The sequence below is a fragment of the Phycisphaerales bacterium genome, assembly GCA_016716475.1.
Taxonomy (GTDB): Bacteria; Planctomycetota; Phycisphaerae; order UBA1845; family Fen-1342; genus JADJWG01.
Map to the genome: position 1 here is coordinate 834,750 of JADJWG010000004.1, position 20,818 is coordinate 855,567.

A 20,818-nucleotide genomic window follows, 5' to 3' on the forward strand; every position below is an offset into this window, starting at 1 on the left:
GTGTAACGTACTCCGCCCCTAATGCGGGAATTCCCGGATGAGCTTCGCCAGTGCGCGCGCGGTTTCGAGATCGTCGGCAACCCATGAGTCGGCGGTCAACACTCGCAGTTGTGCGAGTGATCGCACCACCTGTTCCTGCACTTCGGGCGGTACGCCCAATTCCGCAGCGAGTTCGCGTTCGACGGAACCCGCTACGGTGACCGGGGGCGGGTAGCACATCCAGCTCAGGGTCATGAGCAGGTTCGCGGCGACACCGAATCCCAGAGCGATGTACCAGGGGCGCGAATGGCTGGCTCGATCCAACGTGATGCTGAAGTCACCACGGGTAACGCTGGTCCCGGCAGCGCGCGGCGCGATGTCCCCAAGAGCGAGCATGCCATGCAAGGCGCGCTCTTCTGCGACAATCGCACGACATGCGACGCACTGCCTGAGGTGGGCCTGCCAGGCGGCGGCTTGGCCCGGCGACAGATGTCCGCGCAGCAGGTCGGCGGCTGTATTGGCGTCGAGATGCGCAGACGGCCCGTCGGTTGACATGTGTGTTTCCGTGGCGGCAAGTCGTGACGCGGCCGCGTCACAGCCCTACTCCGGCTGCATCAGGTCTCCGAGCGCAGTCCGCAGACTTGTCCGCGCCCGGGTCAGAAGACTGCGCACGGCCTCGATCGTGACGTTCAGCACTTCGGCGATCTGCTCGTAGGAGCAGTCCTCATACTGGAAGAGTGTCAGGGCGATCCGCTGGTTCACGGGCAAGCTGTCAATTGCCGCAGCGACGCGGTCCCGGAGCTCATCGAGCGACATCTGGCGATCGGGAGGCGCCAACCGGCAATCCGGCACGTCGAAGGTGTCGCGCTCCTCCAACATGGGGCGCTGCCGAACGCTCGGGCGTTTCAGGTAATTCAGGGCGGTGTTGGTCGCAATGCGATAGAGCCAGGTCGAGACGCGCGCTGTGGGCTCGTAGCGCTCGGCTTGTCGCAGGGCTTGCAGGAAGACATCCTGGGTCAGGTCTTCTACGGTACGCTCATCGCGCACGAGGCGACTGATATAGCGCGCCACACGCTCTGTGTTGCGGCGAATCAGCGCGCCGGCGGCGTCGCGATCCCCGCCGCGCACCTGGAGCATCAGTTGCGTATCAAGGTCGGCTAAAACCGCACTCTGTCGGGCTTCCGCCACCTGTGCCGGTATCGGTGACGGAGGGCGCACCACAGGCGCAGGCGGCTCACGCTCGGACCGATGCGGCTTGCCGGTCATGCAGTGCCCATCCGCGCGCCTAAACCTCATGCCCCTGCGTATTCTATGCACACACAGGAGCCGGACAATGCACGTTCGTGGAGCGAGCGCGAATTCTCGGACGTACAGGTGTCGGCAACGGCATGAAAATGCACAGACAGCACCACCTCGGCGGGGTGTGCGGACTTGTCTCGCCCGGCACAATCTGGCAGCATAGGATCGTACGATCGGAGGAAGTTCCCGGGTGTCGGGCGACGCGCCTGCGCCTGAACGGATCGCAGCGTCCAGCGCGCCAAAGGATGATCGGCATGGGCATGAGGACGGCAAACCGCCGTACGTTCATCGTTGCGCTCTGGGGAGGCGCTGCCGCCGCCGGGCTGGCTTTCGCCGGGGGCAGCCCGGAAAATGTGCTCCTGATCATCGATCCTTCGAACCCGGATGCGTTGCACATCGGCAATTATTACCGGTCAGTACGAAACATTCCGGATCGAAATGTGCTTTATATGCGCCCGGGAGCGGTCGATATCGCTACTTTTGCCGCCGAGAACCGCGCTGCTTTTCTTGGTACTCTCGCGCACGCTCAACTCGAGACCCACATCGACTACGTGGTCATCGCGCCGACAAATGACTACTTCGTTTCCATCCCGGCCGGCACGGTCTACGGCACCGGGTGCGAGGATATCGGCGCGCCGGTACGGCGTATCTCGATTTCCGGGGCCTACTACCTCACCCACCGTTTGGATGAGGTGTTGGCGGGAGCCCTGAACGTCGAGGCCGGCAACGGTTACTACACGGCTTTGACGGATATCCGGGCATTCAATGGGCAGGTGGCCTGGCTCGGCGGCTTTCCGAGTACCTCGGCCAACGCCCGGCGGTATGTGCTCGCGGCGCTGCTGGGCTACACCGGCAGCCAGGGCAACACCGTCGAGCAACTGCGAACCATGATCGATCGTTCGAACGCCGCGGACGGAGCCCTGCCTTCCGGCACATATTACTTCATGAACAATACGGCCGATCCGGACCGCAATGTACGTGCGGCCGCGGGGCAGTACACCACCGCCGCTGCTTCCATCAACAACAATGGCGGGTTTGCCCAGATCCTGACCGGCACGCTGCCCACCGGCCAGCACGATGTGCTGGGAATCATGACCGGGGCCGCATCATTGAACATTGTCAGCGGCAATTTCACGCTGTTGCTCGGTGCATTCTGCGAGCACTTGACGAGTTTCGCCGCGCGTTTTGATACGACCAGCCAGAGCAAGGTGTCGGCTTGGATTACAAAAGGGGCGAGCGGTTCGTGGGGGGCAGTCGAAGAACCCTGCAATTATCTCGGGAAGTTCCCCCATGCCCGCATGCACTACTTGTACTTCCGCGGGTTGTCGCTCGGTGAAGCGGTGTACCGGACCGTGCAGTTCCTGCCGTTTCAGATGCTGCTGTATGGAGATCCGGTCACGCGTCCCTTCGGACGCCTGCCCAATGTCGCCGTCGCCGGACTGCCGGCAACGCCCGCGAGTGGTTTTCTGACACTGATTCCGGCCGCAACGTCTCCTGACCTGGGCGCGCAGATCACGCAGTTCGACTTGTTCATTGATGGGGTGCTCACCGCGACGGTGCCACCCGGCGGGAACTTTGAGCTGGACACTCGGGAGTTGTCCGATGGCTTCCATGACGTACGCGTGCTGGCGTACGACAACCGCCTGTGGCGCTCCACGGGGCGCTGGCTCGGCAGTCTGTGGGTAGACAATCGCAGCCGCGGTGTGACGGTAACGGGGCCATCCAATGGAGCACTCACCACCGCGCTGACATTTGACCTCGTGTCCACCGGTACGACACCCCGCGAGCTGCGCCTCGTGCACAATGGGCGCGTGCTGGCCGCAGCGCCGGAAACCAGCACTGCGACGTTCACCGTCTATGGGCACACGCTCGGGGCCGGACCGTCGCAGGTTTTCGGCGAAGCGTACTACGTCGACGGCACCACGGTGCGGAGCTTGCCGCAGCCCGTCGCCATATCGGCAACCGCGAGTGCTCCCGTGGCCACAGGTCCCGTGGCCTTCGGCTACACGCGCCGGGTAGCCGTTACGGCGCCACTGATCCTTGAATTGCCGGCGGCGTACGACCGGCCGCCCGGCACGCTGGTATACACCCTGCTATCCGTCCCGGCACAAGCCGAGGTGGTTGATACGCATAACGGACCCTTCCGCCTCGTGCGGCCCCAGGCCGGTGCCCGGGGACGCGACACGCTGGACTTCCGCGTCACCGATCCGACCACGGGCGCCTTCGCCGATGCGACGATCGTGCTCGATTATGGTTTGCGGCCGGGCGACATGAATTGTGATGGACTGGTCAATTTCGCGGACATCAGCGGATTTATTGCGGCCATCAAGGCGGGCGGGCCGGAGGGCTGGCCGATCGACTGCCCCTGGCTGCACGGAGACATGAACGGGGATGGGCTGGTGAATTTCGCTGATATCTCCGGGTTCATTGCGGCGCTCAAAGGGTAGCCGTAGGCGCACTGCGCCCGGGTCCGGTTGTGCCGCCTGGCAAGCACGGTCCTTGGCTCGCAGCTTGGCTGGCCGTAGCATGCGGGTGTCGTCGACCGCGGGGCGGCCGACGCCGCATGCACAGGGAGATCTACCGATGAGGCATAGTCGCAGTTTCGGTTTAGGTGGTGTGCTCCTGGCCGTGCTGGCCGTGGTAGGAGGTTGTCCTGCACCGAGTGAACCGCCGCCGGAGGCCGTGCTGGCAGGGGAGTGGCGCCTCTCGACCGTGGAGGAGACGGGTATCTCAGCCACATACCTCCAGTTCAACAGCGCCGGACGCCTCACGAGTGTTCGATACGAATTCGGCGCTACGACCGTAGAGGGCCAGCTCCGGGTTGCCAGCACCCGCGTCGACGGTCAGAGTGTCCGTATAGGGGTTGGCCTGTTCGGGGGCGGCAGTCTGAATTTCGAAGGCACCCTGTCCGCCGATGAGAACACCATCACCGGCCAGGCCTCATACATCTACCGTATCCTCGGACTGACCATCACGGTCGACAATGGTGCCGCCACTCTGACGCGGCGGTAATGGGGAACCGCCGGTGCCATGGGCTTAGCCACCGAGGTTCGGATTCTCCTGCCATGCCCGCACGGCACTGATTGCGGCCGGACCGGCCACCACCACCCCGATCGCGGGGAAGATGAACAGCACCAATGGGATCATCAGCTTCACCGCCGTCTTCTGGGCTTTTTCTTCCGCGGCCTGACGGCGTTTGACGCGCAGCGCATCGGCTTGGTTCCGCAGGGCGCGGGCGATGCTCGTGCCGAATTTCTCTGCCTGTACGACGACGGACACCAGGTTGCGCACCTCGTCGAGTCCGGTGCGCCGCGCCATGTTTTCGAGCGACTCGTTGCGGCGAATGCCCATCTGTGTCTCGGCCGTGGCGATCCGGAGCTCTTCCGACAGCTCGGGGTGCACGGGTGACATCTCCTCCCCGACGCGCTTGAAGGCGGCGTCGAGCGCCAGGCCGGACTCCACCGAAACCACCAGCAAGTCGAGCGTATCCGGGAGCCCGTGGCGGATTTTCTGCTGCCGACTGCTGATCGACATGCTCAACCAGAAGTCGGGAATCATCAGGCCGGCGCCGGCGGCAAAGGCGGCCGCGCTGGCGATCATCGTGGCGCTCCATCCGTAGGCAATGGCTGCGAACAGCCCGAGTACAAGCCCGACGAGTGCGCAGAAGGTCTTGCTGCCGAGGAAGAGAGTCTGGGCCTGCGGTTGCCGGAAGCCCGCATTCGCAAGCTTGAGGCGCAGGTTCGAAAGTTGCTCCTCCGAGACTGGCATGACCAGCTTGGCGAACATCGGCGTGGCTTTGCGCACGATACTGTTCGAAGCGGTGGCCTTGGCCTGGTCGCGAATCAGGGCCTCTTCATCGGTTCCGCGGCGCCCACCGAGGCGGCGCTTGACGGCGCCGGCGTCAATGCCGCTTTTGGGCCAGAGACTGTAGACGATCAGTCCAACCGCGAGCACGGTGAGCACGCTGAGGATGATCAGGTTGACGAGCATGGGGAGGATCTCCCGTTTGCGCCGCAGCGCGGTCAGACCTTGATGTTGACGATCTTCTTGATCAGCGCCCAACCCATGAGCTGCATCACGACCGCCACCGTCAGCAGCATTTTGCCGGTCGGGTCGATCAGGAGCATGCTCATGTACTCCGGGTTCACGTACATCAGAATGAAGAATACCAGCACCGGCAACGCGAGCAGCACGTAGCCCGAGAGCCGCCCCTCGGCCGTCAGGGCCTGCACCGTGCCGAAGAGCTGGATGCGCTCGCGAATCACCGAGCTGATCTTGTCGAGCACCTCGGCCAGGTCGCCGCCGACCTGCCGCTGAATGAGTACGGCCGTCACGAAGAACCGCACATCGAGCAGGTCGACGCGATCCGCCATGTTGCGCAGGGCATCCTCGATCTTCAGGCCGAGGTTCTGTTCGTGAAAGACACGCCCGAATTCGGTGCCGGCCGGGTCGGGGAGCTGCTTGGCGACGACCTGCATGGCGCTCGCCAGTGAGTTGCCGGCACGCAGGGCCTGGCTGAGCAACTCGAAGACGTCGGGCAACTGGTTGCTGAGCTTCGTGAGCCGCTTGTTGCGGCAGCGTCCGAAGTAGACCAGCGGCAGGATGAACACGCCCGCGGCGACTCCGCCGGCGACGAGCGGGCTGATGCCAAAGACCAGCAGGGCCGCCAGCAGGATGCTGGCCACAGCGGTCAGGTTCACGAGTGTCTGCGAGGCGGACCACGGCAGGTTCGCCTGTTCCAGCGTGCGCTGCAGCCGGGCGGTAAAGCTCAGGCGCGTGAAGGCCCGCGCGAGGGCCCCGGTGGCTTCGGCGGTCTGCTTGCGAAACTGGGTGAAGTCGAGCCGGTCTTCGCTGGTGCGCGGGGCACCGCGGAGGCGCTTCTGCACCCGCTTCTTGTCGTTGGCGCGCAGGTCGAAGGCCACCTGGGCGACGCCGTAGGACAGCAAGACGGCACCCAGCAGGGGCAGCAGAATGAGCAGTCCGCCCGTCAGTGCCGTGCCCGGGTCGAATGCCAGCGACATGGGAATCATGGCGTTCACACTTCGTCTACGACCAGGTCGCGCGCCTGGAACCAGTCGTTGTCCACGTGCGCGCCCGAGGCCTTGATCCGGTCGAGGAAACCAGGCCGTACGCCGGTCGACACGAGCCGCCCGTACGCCTTGCCCTGTGGCCCCACGCCGTCCTGTTCGAACTTGAACAGGTCCTGCATGGTGACCACGTCGCCTTCCATCCCCTGTACCTCCGTCACGGCAATAATCTTGCGCGGGCCGCCCGTCAGGCGGGCCGCCTGCACGATGAGATTCACCGCCGAGGCGAACTGCTGGCGGATCGCCCGGGTCGGCAGCTCGAAGCCCGCCATCATCACCATGGTCTCGACGCGCTGCACCGCGTCACGCGTGTTGTTGGCGTGAATCGTCGTCATCGAACCTTCGTGCCCGGTGTTCATCGCCTGCAGCATGTCGAGGGTCTCACCACCGCGGCACTCGCCGACGACGATGCGGTCGGGCCGCATGCGCAGGGCGTTGATCAGCAGGTCGCGGATCGTGATACGCCCCTTGCCTTCGATGTTCGCCGGCCGCGTCTCCAGCCGCACCACGTGGGGCTGGCGCAGTTGCAATTCGGCGGCATCCTCGATGGTCACGATGCGCTCATCCTCGGGGATGAACGTCGATAGGTTGTTGAGCAGGGTCGTCTTGCCCGAGCCCGTACCGCCTGCGATCAGGATGTTCAGGCCGGCATGCACGCAGGCCTCGAGAAAGGCGCCGACTTCGGGAGCACAAGACTTGTACCGGTAGTAATCCTGCCAGGTGATCGGGTCGGCTCCGAAGCGTCGAATCGAAACCGAGGGGCCGTCGATTGCCAGCGGCGGAATGATGGCGTTCACGCGGCTGCCATCCTTGAGCCGCGCGTCCACCATCGGGCAAACCTCGTCGCACCGCCGCCCGAGCGGCGAGACGATCTTGTCGATCACGTGCAGCAGGTGGCTGTTGTCCTTGAACTTGACGTCGGTCATCTCCAGGCGGCCGGCGCGCTCGATGTAGACCTGCTTCGGGCCGTTGATCAGGATGTCCGAGATTGCCGGATCCTTGAGCAGCGATTCGAGCGGCCCGAGGCCGAACGTCTCGTCGAGGATTTCCTGCGTCAGGCGCTGTTTCTCGCTGAAATTCAGCAGCGAGTCGGACTCGTCGCACAGCGCGCTGACGATCTCGCGCACCTGCTCGCGGATCTCATCCGTGACGTTCTGCGCCAGCTTGGTCATGTCGAGCTGGTCGACCAGCTTGCGGTGAATTTCGACCTTCAACTCGCCGAAACGCCGGGCGCGTTCGTCCTCCACCGGATCCCGCCGCGGTTTCGTCGGGGGCGGCACTTTCGGAGTCACGGGGCCCGGTGCGGCCGGGGCGATCGGCTTACGGGGACCGGCCGGAGGGGTGCTGGCCGCGGCCGGAGGCGCTGGGGGGCGGTCACCGGCGGTCGGTGTCGCACGGGGCGGCGGCGGCGGGGGCGCCGGGCGATCCGCGAGTGGCGGTGCGTCCGTCATGGGTCCACTGGGCTTTTTCGTAAACAAACCCATCGGAAACGACTCCTGCCGCGGCGCGTGGCGCCCTCGGGTCCGTGGTTACGGTTAACTACCGAACAGCGAGAACAGGCCCTTCTTCTGCGGCTCCCCGCTGGGACCGGTGCCCGGTTCCGGGACCACCCCGGCGATCTCGCGGGCCATTTGCTGGTACGCCTGCCGCAGGCGTGATTTCGGTGCGCAGTCGAGCAACGGCGCGCCGACATTCGTCGCCGTACTGGCGGTCTTCCATTCGTCGGGCAAGGTCCACGCAATCTTGCGGTTCAGCGTCGCCTCGACGTCCGTCGGTTCGAGGTACGCGGCCTCCCGTCCGAACCGGTTGCACACCAGCCGCACGTGATCCAGGTTGTAACCACCGCGCCGCAGCTCATTGAGCAGCCGGTCGGCGTTACGCACCGGCGGTACCAGCAGTTGCAGCACCAGCAGATAGGTGTCGGTCATGTCAAACACCGCCCGCGCGGTCGGATCGAACCGGATCGGTCCGTCGGTCACCACGAAGTCGTAGTGTTCCTGCAGAGCGGCCAGCACGCCGGCACACTGCGCGGCACTGATGCGTTCGGCCTGTTCGATGTCGGCCGGGTGCGCCAGCACGTGCAGTCCGCTGGCATGCTTCACCATGACACGGTCGATCATCTGCCGTTCGATATGCTCGGGCGAATCACAGAGGTCGGCGATGGTGTAGTTGGCCTGCGCGTCGAGAAACATCGCCACCTGCCCGAACCGGAAGTCGAGGTCCACGATCGCAACACGGGGTTTCTCGCCCTCGGCCCAGTCCGGGAGTTGCGCGAGTTCCGCCGCGAGATTGGTGGCGATCATGGTCACCCCCACGCCGCCGCAGCAGCCGACCACCGGGATCAAGCGTCCGGCGCGCCGGCCTGCGGAGGGTGCCTCACTGCCGATGCGGCGCAGCAGGTCGGCCAATTGCTCGGGCGGAAACGGCTTCCAGAGGAACTCCCGCATGCCCGCCCGCATCGCCCGCATGACGAGTTCCGCGTCGCGGTCCTCGGTCATGGCGATGGCGGCAAGCTGATCCTTGCGGGCCGTGATCAGGGGCGTGATCGCCTCCATCATGACGGCCGGGTGCGGGTCGAGGTGCAGCAGGAGCACATCGGCGCTGAACTGGTTCAACGCCTGCTCGACCAGGGCCGGCTCGTCGATTTCGGCGACGATCTTGACACCCTCGATGCTCAGGAGGAGGGCGCGCAGCTCCGGCGCTGCTTCTTCGTCGGTGTTCACGACGATGACACGCACGGCCTTGTTCAACTGCGTCTGTCTCCCTTGCGGTCCGCTGGCGGGCGGAGGTGAAGCTCGTCGTGAGCTTCCACTCCGACCCCATGCCGGAGTCGGCCGCGCGTCGGGGGCCGCGCGGCGGGCGGTGCGGGGGGCGGTCCTGAGCGGCCCCGCACCGCAGGCGTTGTTTACTCGATCAGGGCCACGGGCCGCTTGCCTCCAAGCGACCGGAAAATATCCTCCAACTGCTTGGTGTACTCTTCGGGCGTCCCGTCCGCGTAGAACTCCTGCCCACCGCCGATCGCGGCAATACTTTGCATCAGCGAGCGATCCGAACCCGAACCCACGCTGACGGTAAAAATGCGGATCTTGTTGTTGGCCGCAATTCGGGCCATGGCCAGGGCGTAGTCCGATGGCGCGCTGCCGCCGCTGCCCCAGCTCTGCGGGCTGCCTGCCGGCGGGTCCATCTGGTCAATCAGGGACAGACTGCCACGGGTATCCTGCTCGTTCGGCAGGCCGTCCGACATCAGGACCATGATCTTTGAAGATGCACGGCGGGCGGTCTCCGAGTACAGCAGCGATGCAATCGCGTGGTACATGCCGCCACCAATGTTCGTCGTGGTGTCGTAATGGGCCGTCTGACGCTGGTAGAGCCGGTTCGGCACCCGGTAGAGGTCGTCCGTGAGGTCGATCTCGTGGGCGGCGTAACGGCCGTACACCTCGAGTGAAAGCTGGTCCAGACTCTCCAGCGAATCGATCACGTCAGCCAACACCAACACCGCATCCTTGGTCGCGCGCAGCGGCTGCTGCGGCGTGGCCCACAGGCCCTCGGTCTGCGTCGGTCGCGGCTGGTTGTCGAGCAGGAAATTGGTGAAGGTCTTCAGCCCGTAGTAGTAGCGGAACATTGCGGTACTACCCTGCTGATAGTTGATGAACGTTGACCAATTCCAGCTCTTGGCAAACGGAGGATTCGGCAGCCAGACCATCTCGCTGTTGGCGAGGACGTTGTCACCGTTACCGCCGCCGGGATAGGCCGCGCCACTCTTGCCGCTGCGCCACTGGGCCAGTCCCAGCAGCACGCCGGTGCGGTTCACGAAGTGCGTTGCGGTCCCATCATTCGAGCTGGACAACAGGGCCGACTGCTCCGAGGCGTTGTAGCCCGCGGCGGACAGTTTCGGGCCGAACACCGAGGCACTCTGCGAGTAATTCCGGCGAATGTAGGTCAAGCCGGGGTCGCTCGTGTGGTTGTAGCGACCGGGGTTCGTCGGTTGCAGCGGGGCGCCCCACTCGGTCATGTAACCGAAGGTCGGACCCGTATCGTCCGCGTACTCCGTCTCGTCCACCACGGCCGAAGGCAGATATGGGCGCTGTGGTTCCGGCCCGTCCAGCGCGCACCAGATGTCACGCAGGTTTGAATAACCGCCGTCCGTGCGATTCCAGTAACGCAACTGGCTGTCGTAGTTCATCGAGTTCGACAGGTCGATGACGACCGCGATATCACGCGGGATGAAGACCGCCGCGGCGCGGGCTTCGAGTTGCGTGCTTTTGGCTCCGAGGATCGGCGCGAACAGGAATGGCAGCTTCAGCCGTGACGAATCCGGCGCATGCCGCAGCGTCACGCGGACCGAATCGAAGGGGCCACCACCTTCCTGGAAGCGAAAGCGCTCGGTATTCGGGTTGTATTCGGACCGCCCGAACTCCAGGTCATCCGGGAAGACTTGCACCGCCAACCCGACGGGTTGGTTCAGTTGGGCATACGTACCGGCTGCCTCGAGCGCCTTGGTCCGTGGATCACTGCCGTCCAGACCGGCCAGTTGCGATGCCGCTGCGAGTGCCGCAGCGTCGGCCGCGACCTGCAACTCCGTCTGTGCCGTGTACATCGCGCCGATGTCGATCACCAGCGCACCCATTCCGAGAATCACAGTCGAGCAGACCGCGACCTGCGCGACTGCGGCCGCCCGTTTCCGGTGCCGGCGCATGTGTTTTTTCTGCCATTGCATCTTTCCTACCTCCATACCTTCCGCAGCCCTGACTCGCGAACACGAACACTGCTCCTGCCCACCTCGACGACGTTTGTCGCGCGCTGTGAGCCGGGTGTCCCGCGCACCCGTGTGCCGGGTGTGGGGTCCAGCGGCGCCTCCCGTCCCTGCGCGGTGGGGCCCGCCGGCCTTGCGACCGGTGCGACCCGCCCCGCTGGTGTCGGGATTCGACGCCTCATGGCCTTACAAGCCCTCCGGGCCGGCTGCCGGGCCGTAGGGCCCACGCAACCGCAGTCCTGCCCACGCGTCCCGCGTCGCCCGCAGACGTGCGGCCGCGGGTTGTGGATCCGGCGTTTCATCGTCCGCCGGCTTGGTCCGCGGATCACCCTCGCCCTCGAGCTTGCTGAGCACGAACAGCTCCCAGTCGTTCGGGGCGATGTGGTCGGTACCCGGGAGGTACGTCACCTGATCCGGATTCAACGGAGCCACGAGCTCCGGCGTTACCAGGATCACGAGTTCCGTTTCGTTGGACTGATAATCGACCGAGCTGAAGAGCGCACCGAGCACCGGTACGTCACCCAGGCCCGGCACCTTCGCGCTGCTGGCGCGGGTCTTCTCGCTGAGTAATCCGCCGATGGCGAACGTCTGTCCGGGGCCGATCTCGACCACCGTCTCGACGCGGCGCTGGATGAGCCCCGGCACCACGAAGCCGCCGATGGTGACGGCGGTGCTGAAGTCCGGTTCACTCACTTCCGGCGCCACCTGCAGACGGATGAGCTGGTCGCTGAGCACGGCCGGCAGGAAATTGAGCCGCACGCCGAACTCGCGGAACTCCACCGTGACGGAGTCACGCTGTGCGACCGGGACGGGGTATTCCCCACCCGCGAGAAAGCTCGCTTCCTGACCGCTGATCGTGACCAGGTTGGGCTCGGCCAGCACCTGCAGGAGACCGTTCTCGCGCAGCGCGCGGATGAAGACCTGCATCTGCATGTCAGGAAAGCCGAACGTGAGGGTCGGCGCAGGGCCGACGTTCATGCTGTTCGTACCGAAGGGGATCGGGCCCTGAACATTGAAGCCCGCGGCGGCACTGATATCCACCGGGTTGATGCCGGCGAGGTTGCTGGACATGAACATGCTCGGGAAGTTGGCCCCGGCCATCCAGCCGTTGAAGCCGAGTTGCCGCGTGGCGGAGCGATTCACCTCCGCCACCGTGCAGCGCAACAATACCTGGTACACCCCGGCGACTCGCATATGGTTGATCACGCGCGGCGAGTAGATGTTCGCCACCTGCATGATCCGCTCAGCCGAGTCCGTGTCGGGGACCGTGCCCGTCAGCACGACCGCGTCGAGCAGGGCGGAAACATCCACCTTCGCGCGCGGCACCGTCGTGCGAATGCTCGCCGCGAGCCGCTCGAGGTCGAGGTCCACCGCTACCGTGAACGCCTTCTCATGACCGCCATCGACCACGACGATCAACTGTGTCGTGCCGAAGGCCCGGCCCTGGATCAGGAGCTGGTTGGGCGTGGTCATGACCGCGTCCGCAATCTCGGGATTCGCGATGCGAACGTCACTGACCGGCAGGTTGAAGTCCACCAAAGCGCCCTGATTCACCGGCACGGTGATCATCTGTGCACCGTTCTGGGCTTGGCGCACAGTGAACGCCACCTCCGGTGCGGCGTCTTGGGCCGCCGCGCGTGGCGCGGCTGCGAACAGCGCCAGCATGCCGGCCACGAGGCCGGCCGCGCGGCGGCGAGATTCGGCGATTAGAAATTGGGGTCTCATTCGTGGGGCTCCTCGGGCTCCATTGGATCACCCGACTCAGGGTCGTCGTCGAGTGGGTCCAGCGTCGGTTCAGGTTCGGTTGGCAGCGGCCAGGCGGCCGGGGCGGGCTTCTCACGTGCCGGTGGTGCGGCCGCGGCGGTGGGTTGCCGGTCGGCGCTCTTTGCAGCCGGCACTCGTTCCCGGGATTCGCGGCTCTTGAAACGCACGACCTCTTCCCGATCACCGCGGAAGACACGCACGACCCATTCGGGCTCGGTCGGTTCTGCCGGCGGGGGGGGGACGGCGGCCAGGACCGGTGGGGCGGGTGGCTCTGGGGCAGTCTGTGGCGCGAAGAGGCCCTGCATCCAGCGGCTGAGCGGGTTCTCGGACGGCTTGCTGGCGTCGGCAGGGGGCGTCTCACCCAGCAGTTCCATGTCGCTGACGAACTCGGCATCGCGCTTGCTGGTTTCCTCGAATTCGCCGCGGAGACTCAACTTGATGCGGCCCCGTTGTTCGGCAAGCAGTAGCTTCGGCACCTCGTCGGGTTTGACGAACAGCGTGACGGCCCGCACCTGCTGATTGCGGCGCTGGCTGTCAGCGTCATCGTTGGTACCCGGGCTGACACGCGGTCCCACGGCTGCCAGTTCAACGTTCTCCACGATGCAACGGGCGATCGTTTCCTGGCGGTTATTACGCCGTACCTGGAAGGAGGCCACCACGTCGACAAATGCCCCGGGCTCAAGATGGAAATCCACCGCGGAGCCCGAGTCGATTTTCACTGCTACCGCCCGATAACCGGGCTTCACAAAAATGCCCGGACGGGTGCCCGCGGGGGCGAGCATCGACTCGAGCACCGGCAGTCCGGCCGGCGCGACGAGTTTCGGAACCCGCCCGACGAGTTCGTCCTTTTTCAGGAAGGCCCCGGTTGGGACCAGCTCACGCGGAAACGAGAGTGCCGTGAGCATCTCGTCGCGAATTGCCGTACCGCGCGGGATGTCCTGGGTCGGGGCCCAGAGCTTGACTTTGGCCACCGGCTGCGGCGTGGCTTGTGCGTTCTTCAGGGTGTTGATCCCCAGGAAGAGGGCCAGCCCACCCACGCCGAGGCCGGCCACTAGCGGTACCAGCGCTTTCGCGTTCATCGTCGTCCTTCCGAAGTTGGCTCTGCCGGGTCCGGTCCACCCGGACCTCTGCATCTCCGCGCCGGCTGCGCTGCCGTAAAGCCGCTACGTCCGAAGACGCAGCGGCGGCGTACTGCTCGTCCTGTCCACCCCCGCACAGGCGGAGGTCACCTTTGGTGCGTCCGCGATTCCGGCTGCACCTTAGTTCACCCCTTCCTTTCGCATTGAGCAGGCCGAGAACAGGTCGCCATAGGCGCACCCGAAGTAGCAGCCCACCAACGTGATATCGGAATAGGGGATCGAGACCCGGACTACGCCGGTCGGATTACTCGACTCGTCCACCTCGACATTGACGGAAAAGGTCGTCAGGCCGAGTGGCGTCATGTATTGCGCGACGCGCGCTTCGACCTCGGCCACATCCGAACCCGGCAGGGCCGCTGTGCGTGCGCCCTCGCGAGCGGCGGTCGTCAGCGCCTGGCGGACCGTAAACACCCAGCCATACTCGATAATGCCAAACAGCATGGTGAGGAGAATGGGCGTGACGATGGCCATCTCAACGGCCGCCGCCGCCCGACGTCGCAGGTTTTGCTTCTTTCGCTTCACTTCAACCAACCTCCCAGGAACCAGGTCAACAGGACGGCGATCGTGCCGGCGGTGAGCGGCACGCCGTACGGTAGAAGCTGACTGGTCACCCCAAACGTCTTGGCCCCGCCGTAGGTGCCGAACGCCGTGTCCCAGCGTCGCATCTTCGTGAGGATCGTCTGCATGTTCGTAATTGCGTGGACGGTTCGCCCGGTGGAGTAGATCATCACCACCGCGGCGAGGCCGCCGATCACCGCGCCCGCCGCGAAGCTCACCAGCGTGAGCCACGGCCCCAGCCAGCAGCCGATGGCGGCCATCAGCTTGACGTCGCCGGCGCCCATGCCGTGCATGGCCCAAGGCACGATCAGTACGCCGAAGCCGACCAGCAGCCCGAGCAGGCCCCAGCCGACCCCGCCCAGGACGCGTTCTTCACCGGACGTATACCAGCCGAACGCGATTGCCTGCATAGTCAGTCCGGTAATTGCGATCAGCGCGTTCAACCAGTTGGGTACCCGCCGCTCCGCGAAGTCGATCCAGGACGCGTAGAGGATCGCTGGAATCAGCAGCGTAAGCGTCAGTTCCCAGTAGTGTTCCGCGATGAAGGTCATGGTGCCGCAAACCTCGCCGTCGTGTCACTGAGCGCGCCTACCCGCGGGCGGGCGGCGTCGTCCCTTTCCATCGGATGTTCCAACCGGACGGTCCAGAAAGAGAGGCGGCGGTCGCCGCGCGTATGCGGTGCCGCCGCCCGATAGCCATCCGTCGGTTCGACCCAGCCGCTGCGTCGATTACGGCACGTCGGAACCGTCACCGACCGGCATCTGGCCGGACAGGTTGTTGAACGTCGCCCGGAGAGCGCCACCGAGGGCGGTAATCGCCGCGATGCACGCCACGATGATCAGTGCGAGCATGACCGCATACTCGGTCGCGGTCGGGCCATCTTCGCTCTTCAGGAAATCACGCATGCGGGAAACAAACGCGTTCATCTCTCATCCTTTCGATAACAGGCAGACTTTGGTGCGGCGCCAGGCGCCGTGGTGAACCTCCGCTTCCGTGCGAACCGCATTTCTCCACTCCGGACAGCCCCGGCCCGGGTATTCCCGGTCGGAGGCGCCCTCTTTCACGGTGCTGCTCGTGTCCGCGACGTGCGATTCAGGGGTGTGTTCGCTTTCGTCGCCGCACGTCCCGGGCTGCTGGCCCGTTTCGTGACAACCTAAATCTCCAAATGCCCCCGCCCGGAAGCAAATGATTCTGTGAAAATGGGAAATTTCGCGCAGACTCGACCTGCACGCCGACACGACCCGCAATTTCTGGGAACCCCCTTTTCCGACTGGCTTTGCGCGTGTTACTGCGACGGATTCACAGGTGTGTTGGGATTTGCAGTGGAGTCCAGTAACGCCTGGAGTGTGTGAAGTGAGGTAGTCTGTCCATGCCAGAGTTGAAACTGTGCTGCGGCCTGCCCGATAAACATGGCCACGCCATCGACAACACGGCAACCATGGGCCCGTGCAGCCAGCAGCAAGCGCGTCTCACGCGGGTGGTAAATCGTATCGAAGACCACCTGTCCAGGCCGTAGCGACTCCGCCGGGAATGGTGTGTCATTCACATCCGGCCACAGTCCGACCGAAGTGCAGTTGATCAGCAGGCCGGCGTCCGCATCTGTGCGTTGCTCCCAAGGTGCAGCCGCGCAGCCAAGTTCTGCCGCCAACGCCTCGGCGCGCTCGCGGCTACGGTTGTAAAGCGTGACAGCACACCCCGCGTCAAGCATGGTCACCGCGACAGCCCGTGCGGCCCCCCCCGCCCCCAGGATGGCGACCTGCTCACCGTGCAAGCTCTCCATGTCACCATACACATTTGCAATCAGTGCGTCGCGGGCGCCGCAGCCATCGGTATTATCACCGTACCAGCCACCGTCCGCGTCCCGGATCAGTGTGTTGACTGCCCCGCACCGCGCAGCGAGCGCGCTTACGCCGTACCCGCGCGCTCGCAGCCACGCCAAGGCATGCTCCTTGTGCGGCAGCGTTACACTGAAACCCGCGGCATCGAGCTCTTCAAACGCAGTCGCTGCATCCAGAAACGCAAACAGCGCACCCTCCGTCGGTTGCACCGGGAAGGGGAGGTAGACCCCATCGATGCCTGCGACACGCATGGCCGCATTGTGCAAAGTCGGGCTGCGGGAATGCCGCACCGGCCAGCCCAGCACGCCGAAAACGCGCGTCCGCCGCCCCAGTTCCTCCCAGCGATAGCAGTGGCGCAGCGTTTGCAGAGTGGGCTGTCCCGGCGCAGATTCGGCACCTTCCGACGCAGCCGCAAAGGTGAGGAACGCGTCGAATTTGCGTGCCAGCACGCGTGTGCAGAGACCCGCCTCGCCCATCGCCAGCAGGATCCACTCCGGCCCGGCGGTCGTGACATCCCGCGCCGCGTGCCCGCGCCGTGACAGTGCCGTCAGCACACGGAGGGCATCGGTCGCATCGCGCGGTGTGAACACTGCCTTCACCACGTGGGCGGGACTGGAAGCGAGATCTGCCAGCAGCGGTTCGAGGTCGGCGGGAGTTGTGCGGAAATCATGGTGTGAGAGGATGAGACGGTTCTTGGGGCGGCCAACGTTCTGGCCCGCCCATTCCGATCCGGTACCGCCGCCGGTGTGGCGCAGCTCACATACCAGGCCCAGCTTCTGTCGCAGATTCGCCGAGCGCTGCCAGGTTGCGAATTCCACATCGATCCAACCAGGCAGGTGCAGGCCGAGCTGTTCATACAATGCGATCCGCACGGCATCGTCGGCTTGCCATGCGCCACCCTCCTCCGCGCAGCGGATCGTAAGGATGAAACCGCCCGCAGGCGGAGGCAGGAGAACCTCGGCCACCGCCGCTACGTCGCCGATCAGGTCGACCCGCAATTCGATGAGCTCAGCGCCACCTGCGCGGGCCGCACGGACCTGCTCCGCCAGTGGTGGTTCGGCCGAGCTGAGTGGCACGGCAAGGCGGGTTGGTGAGCGTTCGGCACTGCTGCGCAAAAAGGTTACTCCGCGGCGAGTTTGAGGATGGTCGGGTTGCGTCTGCGCGGATTGTAATGGTGTCGGAGGACAGTACGACAGTGCCTGCCAGGCGCGTCGGCGAGCGGGCCGACGGTGGTACCTATGGCTTCGTCGTCACAGCGTCGGCGCTGCCGCGGTCGGCGAACCACTGGATCACATAATAAAAGACCGGTGTCAGCAGGATGCCGAATGCCGTCACTCCGAGCATGCCGGAGAACACGGCGGTGCCAAGCGTGCGGCGCATCTCTGCCCCAGCCCCACTCGCCAGCAGCAGCGGCACGACACCGAGGATGAACGCGAACGAGGTCATCAGGATGGGGCGCAGACGCAGCCGACACGCTTCGAGCGTAGCTTCATAGCGTGGCGCGCCGGCGGTGCGGCGCTGACGGGCGAACTCCACGATGAGAATCGCGTTCTTGCTCGCCAGTCCGACCAGTACGACGAAGCCAATCTGCGTAAAGATGTTGATGTCCAGGCCGGCCAGCGCCACGCCCGTGACCGAGGACAGGATGCACATCGGTACCACGAGTATCACCGCCAACGGCATGGTCCAGCTCTCGTATTGCCCGGCGAGGATCAGGAATACGAACACCACGGCGCCCGCGAATGCCAGCAGCGCGGTGCTGCCCGCCAGGATCTGCAACAGCGTGATCTCCGTCCACTCGAAGGTCAGGCCCGCCGGCAAGGTACTGTGGGCGATCTGTTCCATCCGCAGGATTGCAGCCCCCGTGCTGACACCGGGCGCTGGGGCGCCCTGGATTGCGGCGGAAGGATACATGTTGTAGCGGTTGATCAGCAGGGGGCCGGTGGTGTCCCGCACTGAGGCGAGCGTGCCCAGTGGCACCATTGCGCCCGCCGCATTCCGCACCCGCAGGCGGCGCACATCCTCTGCCGTGTGGCGAAAACCGGCGTCGGCCTGCATCTTGACCTGCCAGGTGCGGCCGAATTCGTTGAAGTCATTGACGTACAGACTGCCCAGGTTGGCCTGCAAAGTGTTGAATACGTCGCTCAGCGGCACGCCCAGACGTTTGGCCTTCGTGCGATCGATATCGACGTAGAGTTGTGGCGTGTTGGCTCGGAACGGGGAGAACAGCCCGACGAGATCGGAATTGCTGTTGCCCTGCGCGGCCAGGTTCGCCGCCTGTTCCTGCAAGGCGGTCAGGCCCAGATTCGCACGGTCCTGTACCATCAGCTTGAAACCGCCGGCATTGCCGAGGCCGTCAACCGGTGGTGCCCCGAAGACCGCGACTTGCGCTTCCTGGATCTCGCGGAAGTAGCGCAGTCGCAACTGTGCGGCGATCGCGTCCGCGCCGCGTTCCGGACCCTGCCGGTGGTGGAAGTCGTCCAGGACGATGAACATGGATGCCATGTTCGGGCCGTTCGCACCGAGCAGAAAGGACTGTCCCGTGATAGCGAGTGTGTGGGCGACGCCGGGGGTAGCCCGCGCGATGGCCTCCAGCCGGGGTATGAGTTCCTCGGTCCGTCGAGCCGCGGCGGAGTCCGGCAACTGGACGTTCACCAGCAGGTAACCCTTATCCTGCGTTGGAATGAAGCCGCCCGGCACCCGGTTGAAGCTCCAGATCGTGAGATACCCAAGCCCCACATACAGCAGCAGTACGACCACACTCAGCCGCAGCAGGCGCCCGACGATGGCCGTGTACACCGCGGTCGAGAACCCGAAACCGGTGTTGAAAATTCGAAAGAACCAGCCCAGCAGCAGATCGAGCAGGGTGGTCAGCGGATCGCGCCTGGTCCCGTGGGCGCGCAGCAGCAGCGCACCGAGCGCCGGGCTCAGCGTCAGGGAGTTGATCGCGGAGAAGATGGTCGAGACGGCGATGGTGACAGCGAACTGTCGGAAGAACTCGCCGGTGATGCCCGGGATGAACGCACACGGGATGAAGACTGCAACGAGTACGAGCGAGATCGCGATGATCGGCCCCGACACTTCGGCCATGGCGTCGTGTGCGGCCTGCCGCGCACTCTTGCCCCGCTCGAGGTGCTGTTCGATCGCTTCGACCACGACGATGGCATCATCAACCACGATGCCGATCGCGAGGACCAACCCGAACAGTGAGATGTTGTTGAGACTGTAGCCGATGCCCGCCATCACCGCGAAGGTGCCGATGATCGCCACCGGCACCGCGACCAGCGGGATCAGCGTGGCGCGCCAGTTTTGCAGGAAAACGAGGACCACCAGGCCCACGAGGATGACCGCGTCCCTCAGGGCCTTGAACACTTCGCCGATGGATTCAGCGATGAAAGGCGTCGTGTCATACACGATCGCGTAGTCCAGATCCTCCGGGAAGCCCTGTTTCAGCTCCTCCATTTTCGCGCGGATGCGCGCGGACGTCTCAAGCGCATTGGAACCGGGCATCTGAAAGATCGCGATACCGGTCGACGGCCGGCCATCGAGCCGGCAGGTCTGATCCTGGCTCTTGGCACCGCGCTCGATCCGGGCCACATCTCGCAGTCGGACGGTCTCCTGGCGGGCCCCCACCTTGAGGATGATTTCGCCGAACTGCTCCGCATCCGCGAGCCGCCCCAGGGTCCGCAGGACATACTGGAACTCCTGATCCGGCGGTGCGGGCGGCTGGCCGATCTGGCCGGCCGCCACCTGGATGTTCTGTTCGCGCACCGCGTTAACCACGTCCACGGTGGTCAGTCCGCGGGCCGCCAACCGTTCAGGATCCAGCCAGATCCGCATGCTGTAGTCCTGTTGACCGAACAGGACCACATCACCAACGCCCTCGATACGGGCGAGCTCATCCCGGATCTGGATCGTGGCGTAGTTGCTGAGGTAGAGCTGGTCGTACCGCCCCTCCGGTGAGATCAGGTTCACGACCAGCATGATGCTGGGTGACCGCTTTCGCGTAGTGACGCCGGCCTGCTTGACCAGGTCCGGCAAGCTCGGCAGGGCCTGGGCTACCCGGTTCTGGACCAGCACCTGCGCCATATCCAGGTTGGTGCCCAGCGCAAAGGTCACATTCAGCGTGTAGTTGCCGTCGTTCGCACACTGCGACGACATGTAGAGCATGTTCTCGACGCCATTCACCTGCTGTTCGATGGGCGCCGCGATGGTTTCGGCCACTACCTCGGCGCTGGCCCCGGGGTAGCTGCACGCGACACTCACGGTCGGCGGCGTAATCTCCGGATACTGCGTCACCGGTAGCGTAAAGACCGCCGCCAGGCCCATCAGTGTGATGAGGATGGATGGAACCGATGCGAAGATCGGGCGATCGATGAAGAAGCGCGACAACACGGCCGT

Annotated in this window: 16 protein-coding genes; 2 read left to right on the forward strand and 14 right to left on the reverse strand. The window is 64.9% G+C overall.

Translation table 11 applies throughout. The features are described from left to right. Positions 1-18: 18 nt before the first annotated feature. Together IPM18_17460 and IPM18_17465 are read right to left on the reverse strand one after the other, a co-directional pair. Positions 19-534, reverse strand: a complete 516-nt coding sequence (locus tag IPM18_17460; GenBank protein MBK9121369.1) for a hypothetical protein — start codon at positions 532-534, stop codon at positions 19-21. Between the two features lie 45 nt (positions 535-579). Continuing rightward, positions 580-1,245, reverse strand: coding sequence for a sigma-70 family RNA polymerase sigma factor (locus IPM18_17465; protein MBK9121370.1), 666 nt, complete (start codon positions 1,243-1,245; stop codon positions 580-582). A 287-nt stretch (positions 1,246-1,532) separates the two neighbouring features. On the opposite strand from IPM18_17465, the gene IPM18_17470 reads away from it, so the two are divergent. Beyond that, positions 1,533-3,725 (forward strand): TIGR03790 family protein, encoded by a 2,193-nt coding sequence (locus IPM18_17470; GenBank protein ID MBK9121371.1) that lies wholly within the window; start codon positions 1,533-1,535, stop codon positions 3,723-3,725. Between the two features lie 136 nt (positions 3,726-3,861). Beyond that, the gene (locus IPM18_17475) at positions 3,862-4,290 is read left to right on the forward strand and encodes a hypothetical protein (GenBank protein MBK9121372.1); all 429 of its coding nucleotides are present in this window, start codon (positions 3,862-3,864) and stop codon (positions 4,288-4,290) included. Between the two features lie 24 nt (positions 4,291-4,314). Here IPM18_17475 and IPM18_17480 read toward each other — a convergent pair whose 3' ends face one another. From IPM18_17480 to IPM18_17535, 12 genes are all read right to left on the reverse strand, one after another. Beyond that, complete coding sequence (locus tag IPM18_17480; protein MBK9121373.1) at positions 4,315-5,268, reverse strand: type II secretion system F family protein; 954 nt, start codon at positions 5,266-5,268, stop codon at positions 4,315-4,317. Between the two features lie 32 nt (positions 5,269-5,300). Continuing rightward, the gene (locus IPM18_17485; GenBank protein ID MBK9121374.1) at positions 5,301-6,308 is read right to left on the reverse strand and encodes a type II secretion system F family protein; all 1,008 of its coding nucleotides are present in this window, start codon (positions 6,306-6,308) and stop codon (positions 5,301-5,303) included. A 5-nt stretch (positions 6,309-6,313) separates the two neighbouring features. Then, entirely contained in the window at positions 6,314-7,816 is a 1,503-nt protein-coding gene (locus IPM18_17490; GenBank protein MBK9121375.1) for a CpaF family protein, read from the reverse strand. 84 nt (positions 7,817-7,900) lie between these two features. After that, on the reverse strand, positions 7,901-9,115 hold the full coding sequence (locus tag IPM18_17495; protein ID MBK9121376.1) for a response regulator: 1,215 nt from the start codon (positions 9,113-9,115) through the stop codon (positions 7,901-7,903). Between the two features lie 155 nt (positions 9,116-9,270). After that, complete coding sequence (locus tag IPM18_17500; protein ID MBK9121377.1) at positions 9,271-11,082, reverse strand: VWA domain-containing protein; 1,812 nt, start codon at positions 11,080-11,082, stop codon at positions 9,271-9,273. A 222-nt stretch (positions 11,083-11,304) separates the two neighbouring features. Next, positions 11,305-12,843, reverse strand: coding sequence for a type II and III secretion system protein family protein (locus tag IPM18_17505; GenBank protein MBK9121378.1), 1,539 nt, complete (start codon positions 12,841-12,843; stop codon positions 11,305-11,307). Beyond that, positions 12,840-13,961, reverse strand: a complete 1,122-nt coding sequence (gene cpaB / locus IPM18_17510) for a Flp pilus assembly protein CpaB (protein MBK9121379.1) — start codon at positions 13,959-13,961, stop codon at positions 12,840-12,842. The genes IPM18_17505 and cpaB overlap by 4 nt, the downstream gene beginning before the upstream one ends. Before the next feature lie 180 nt (positions 13,962-14,141). Further along, positions 14,142-14,492 (reverse strand): pilus assembly protein, encoded by a 351-nt coding sequence (locus tag IPM18_17515; GenBank protein MBK9121380.1) that lies wholly within the window; start codon positions 14,490-14,492, stop codon positions 14,142-14,144. 47 nt (positions 14,493-14,539) lie between these two features. After that, entirely contained in the window at positions 14,540-15,130 is a 591-nt protein-coding gene (locus tag IPM18_17520) for a prepilin peptidase (GenBank protein MBK9121381.1), read from the reverse strand. A gap of 177 nt (positions 15,131-15,307) precedes the next feature. After that, a complete protein-coding gene (locus IPM18_17525; GenBank protein ID MBK9121382.1) occupies positions 15,308-15,505 on the reverse strand; it encodes a Flp family type IVb pilin in 198 nt (65 codons plus the stop codon). A 359-nt stretch (positions 15,506-15,864) separates the two neighbouring features. Further along, positions 15,865-17,532, reverse strand: coding sequence for a shikimate dehydrogenase (gene aroE / locus IPM18_17530; protein ID MBK9121383.1), 1,668 nt, complete (start codon positions 17,530-17,532; stop codon positions 15,865-15,867). A gap of 121 nt (positions 17,533-17,653) precedes the next feature. Next, positions 17,654-20,809 carry an efflux RND transporter permease subunit gene (locus tag IPM18_17535; protein ID MBK9121384.1) on the reverse strand — a complete coding sequence of 1,052 codons (3,156 nt, stop codon included), beginning with the start codon at positions 20,807-20,809 and terminating at the stop codon, positions 17,654-17,656. Positions 20,810-20,818 lie beyond the last annotated feature (9 nt).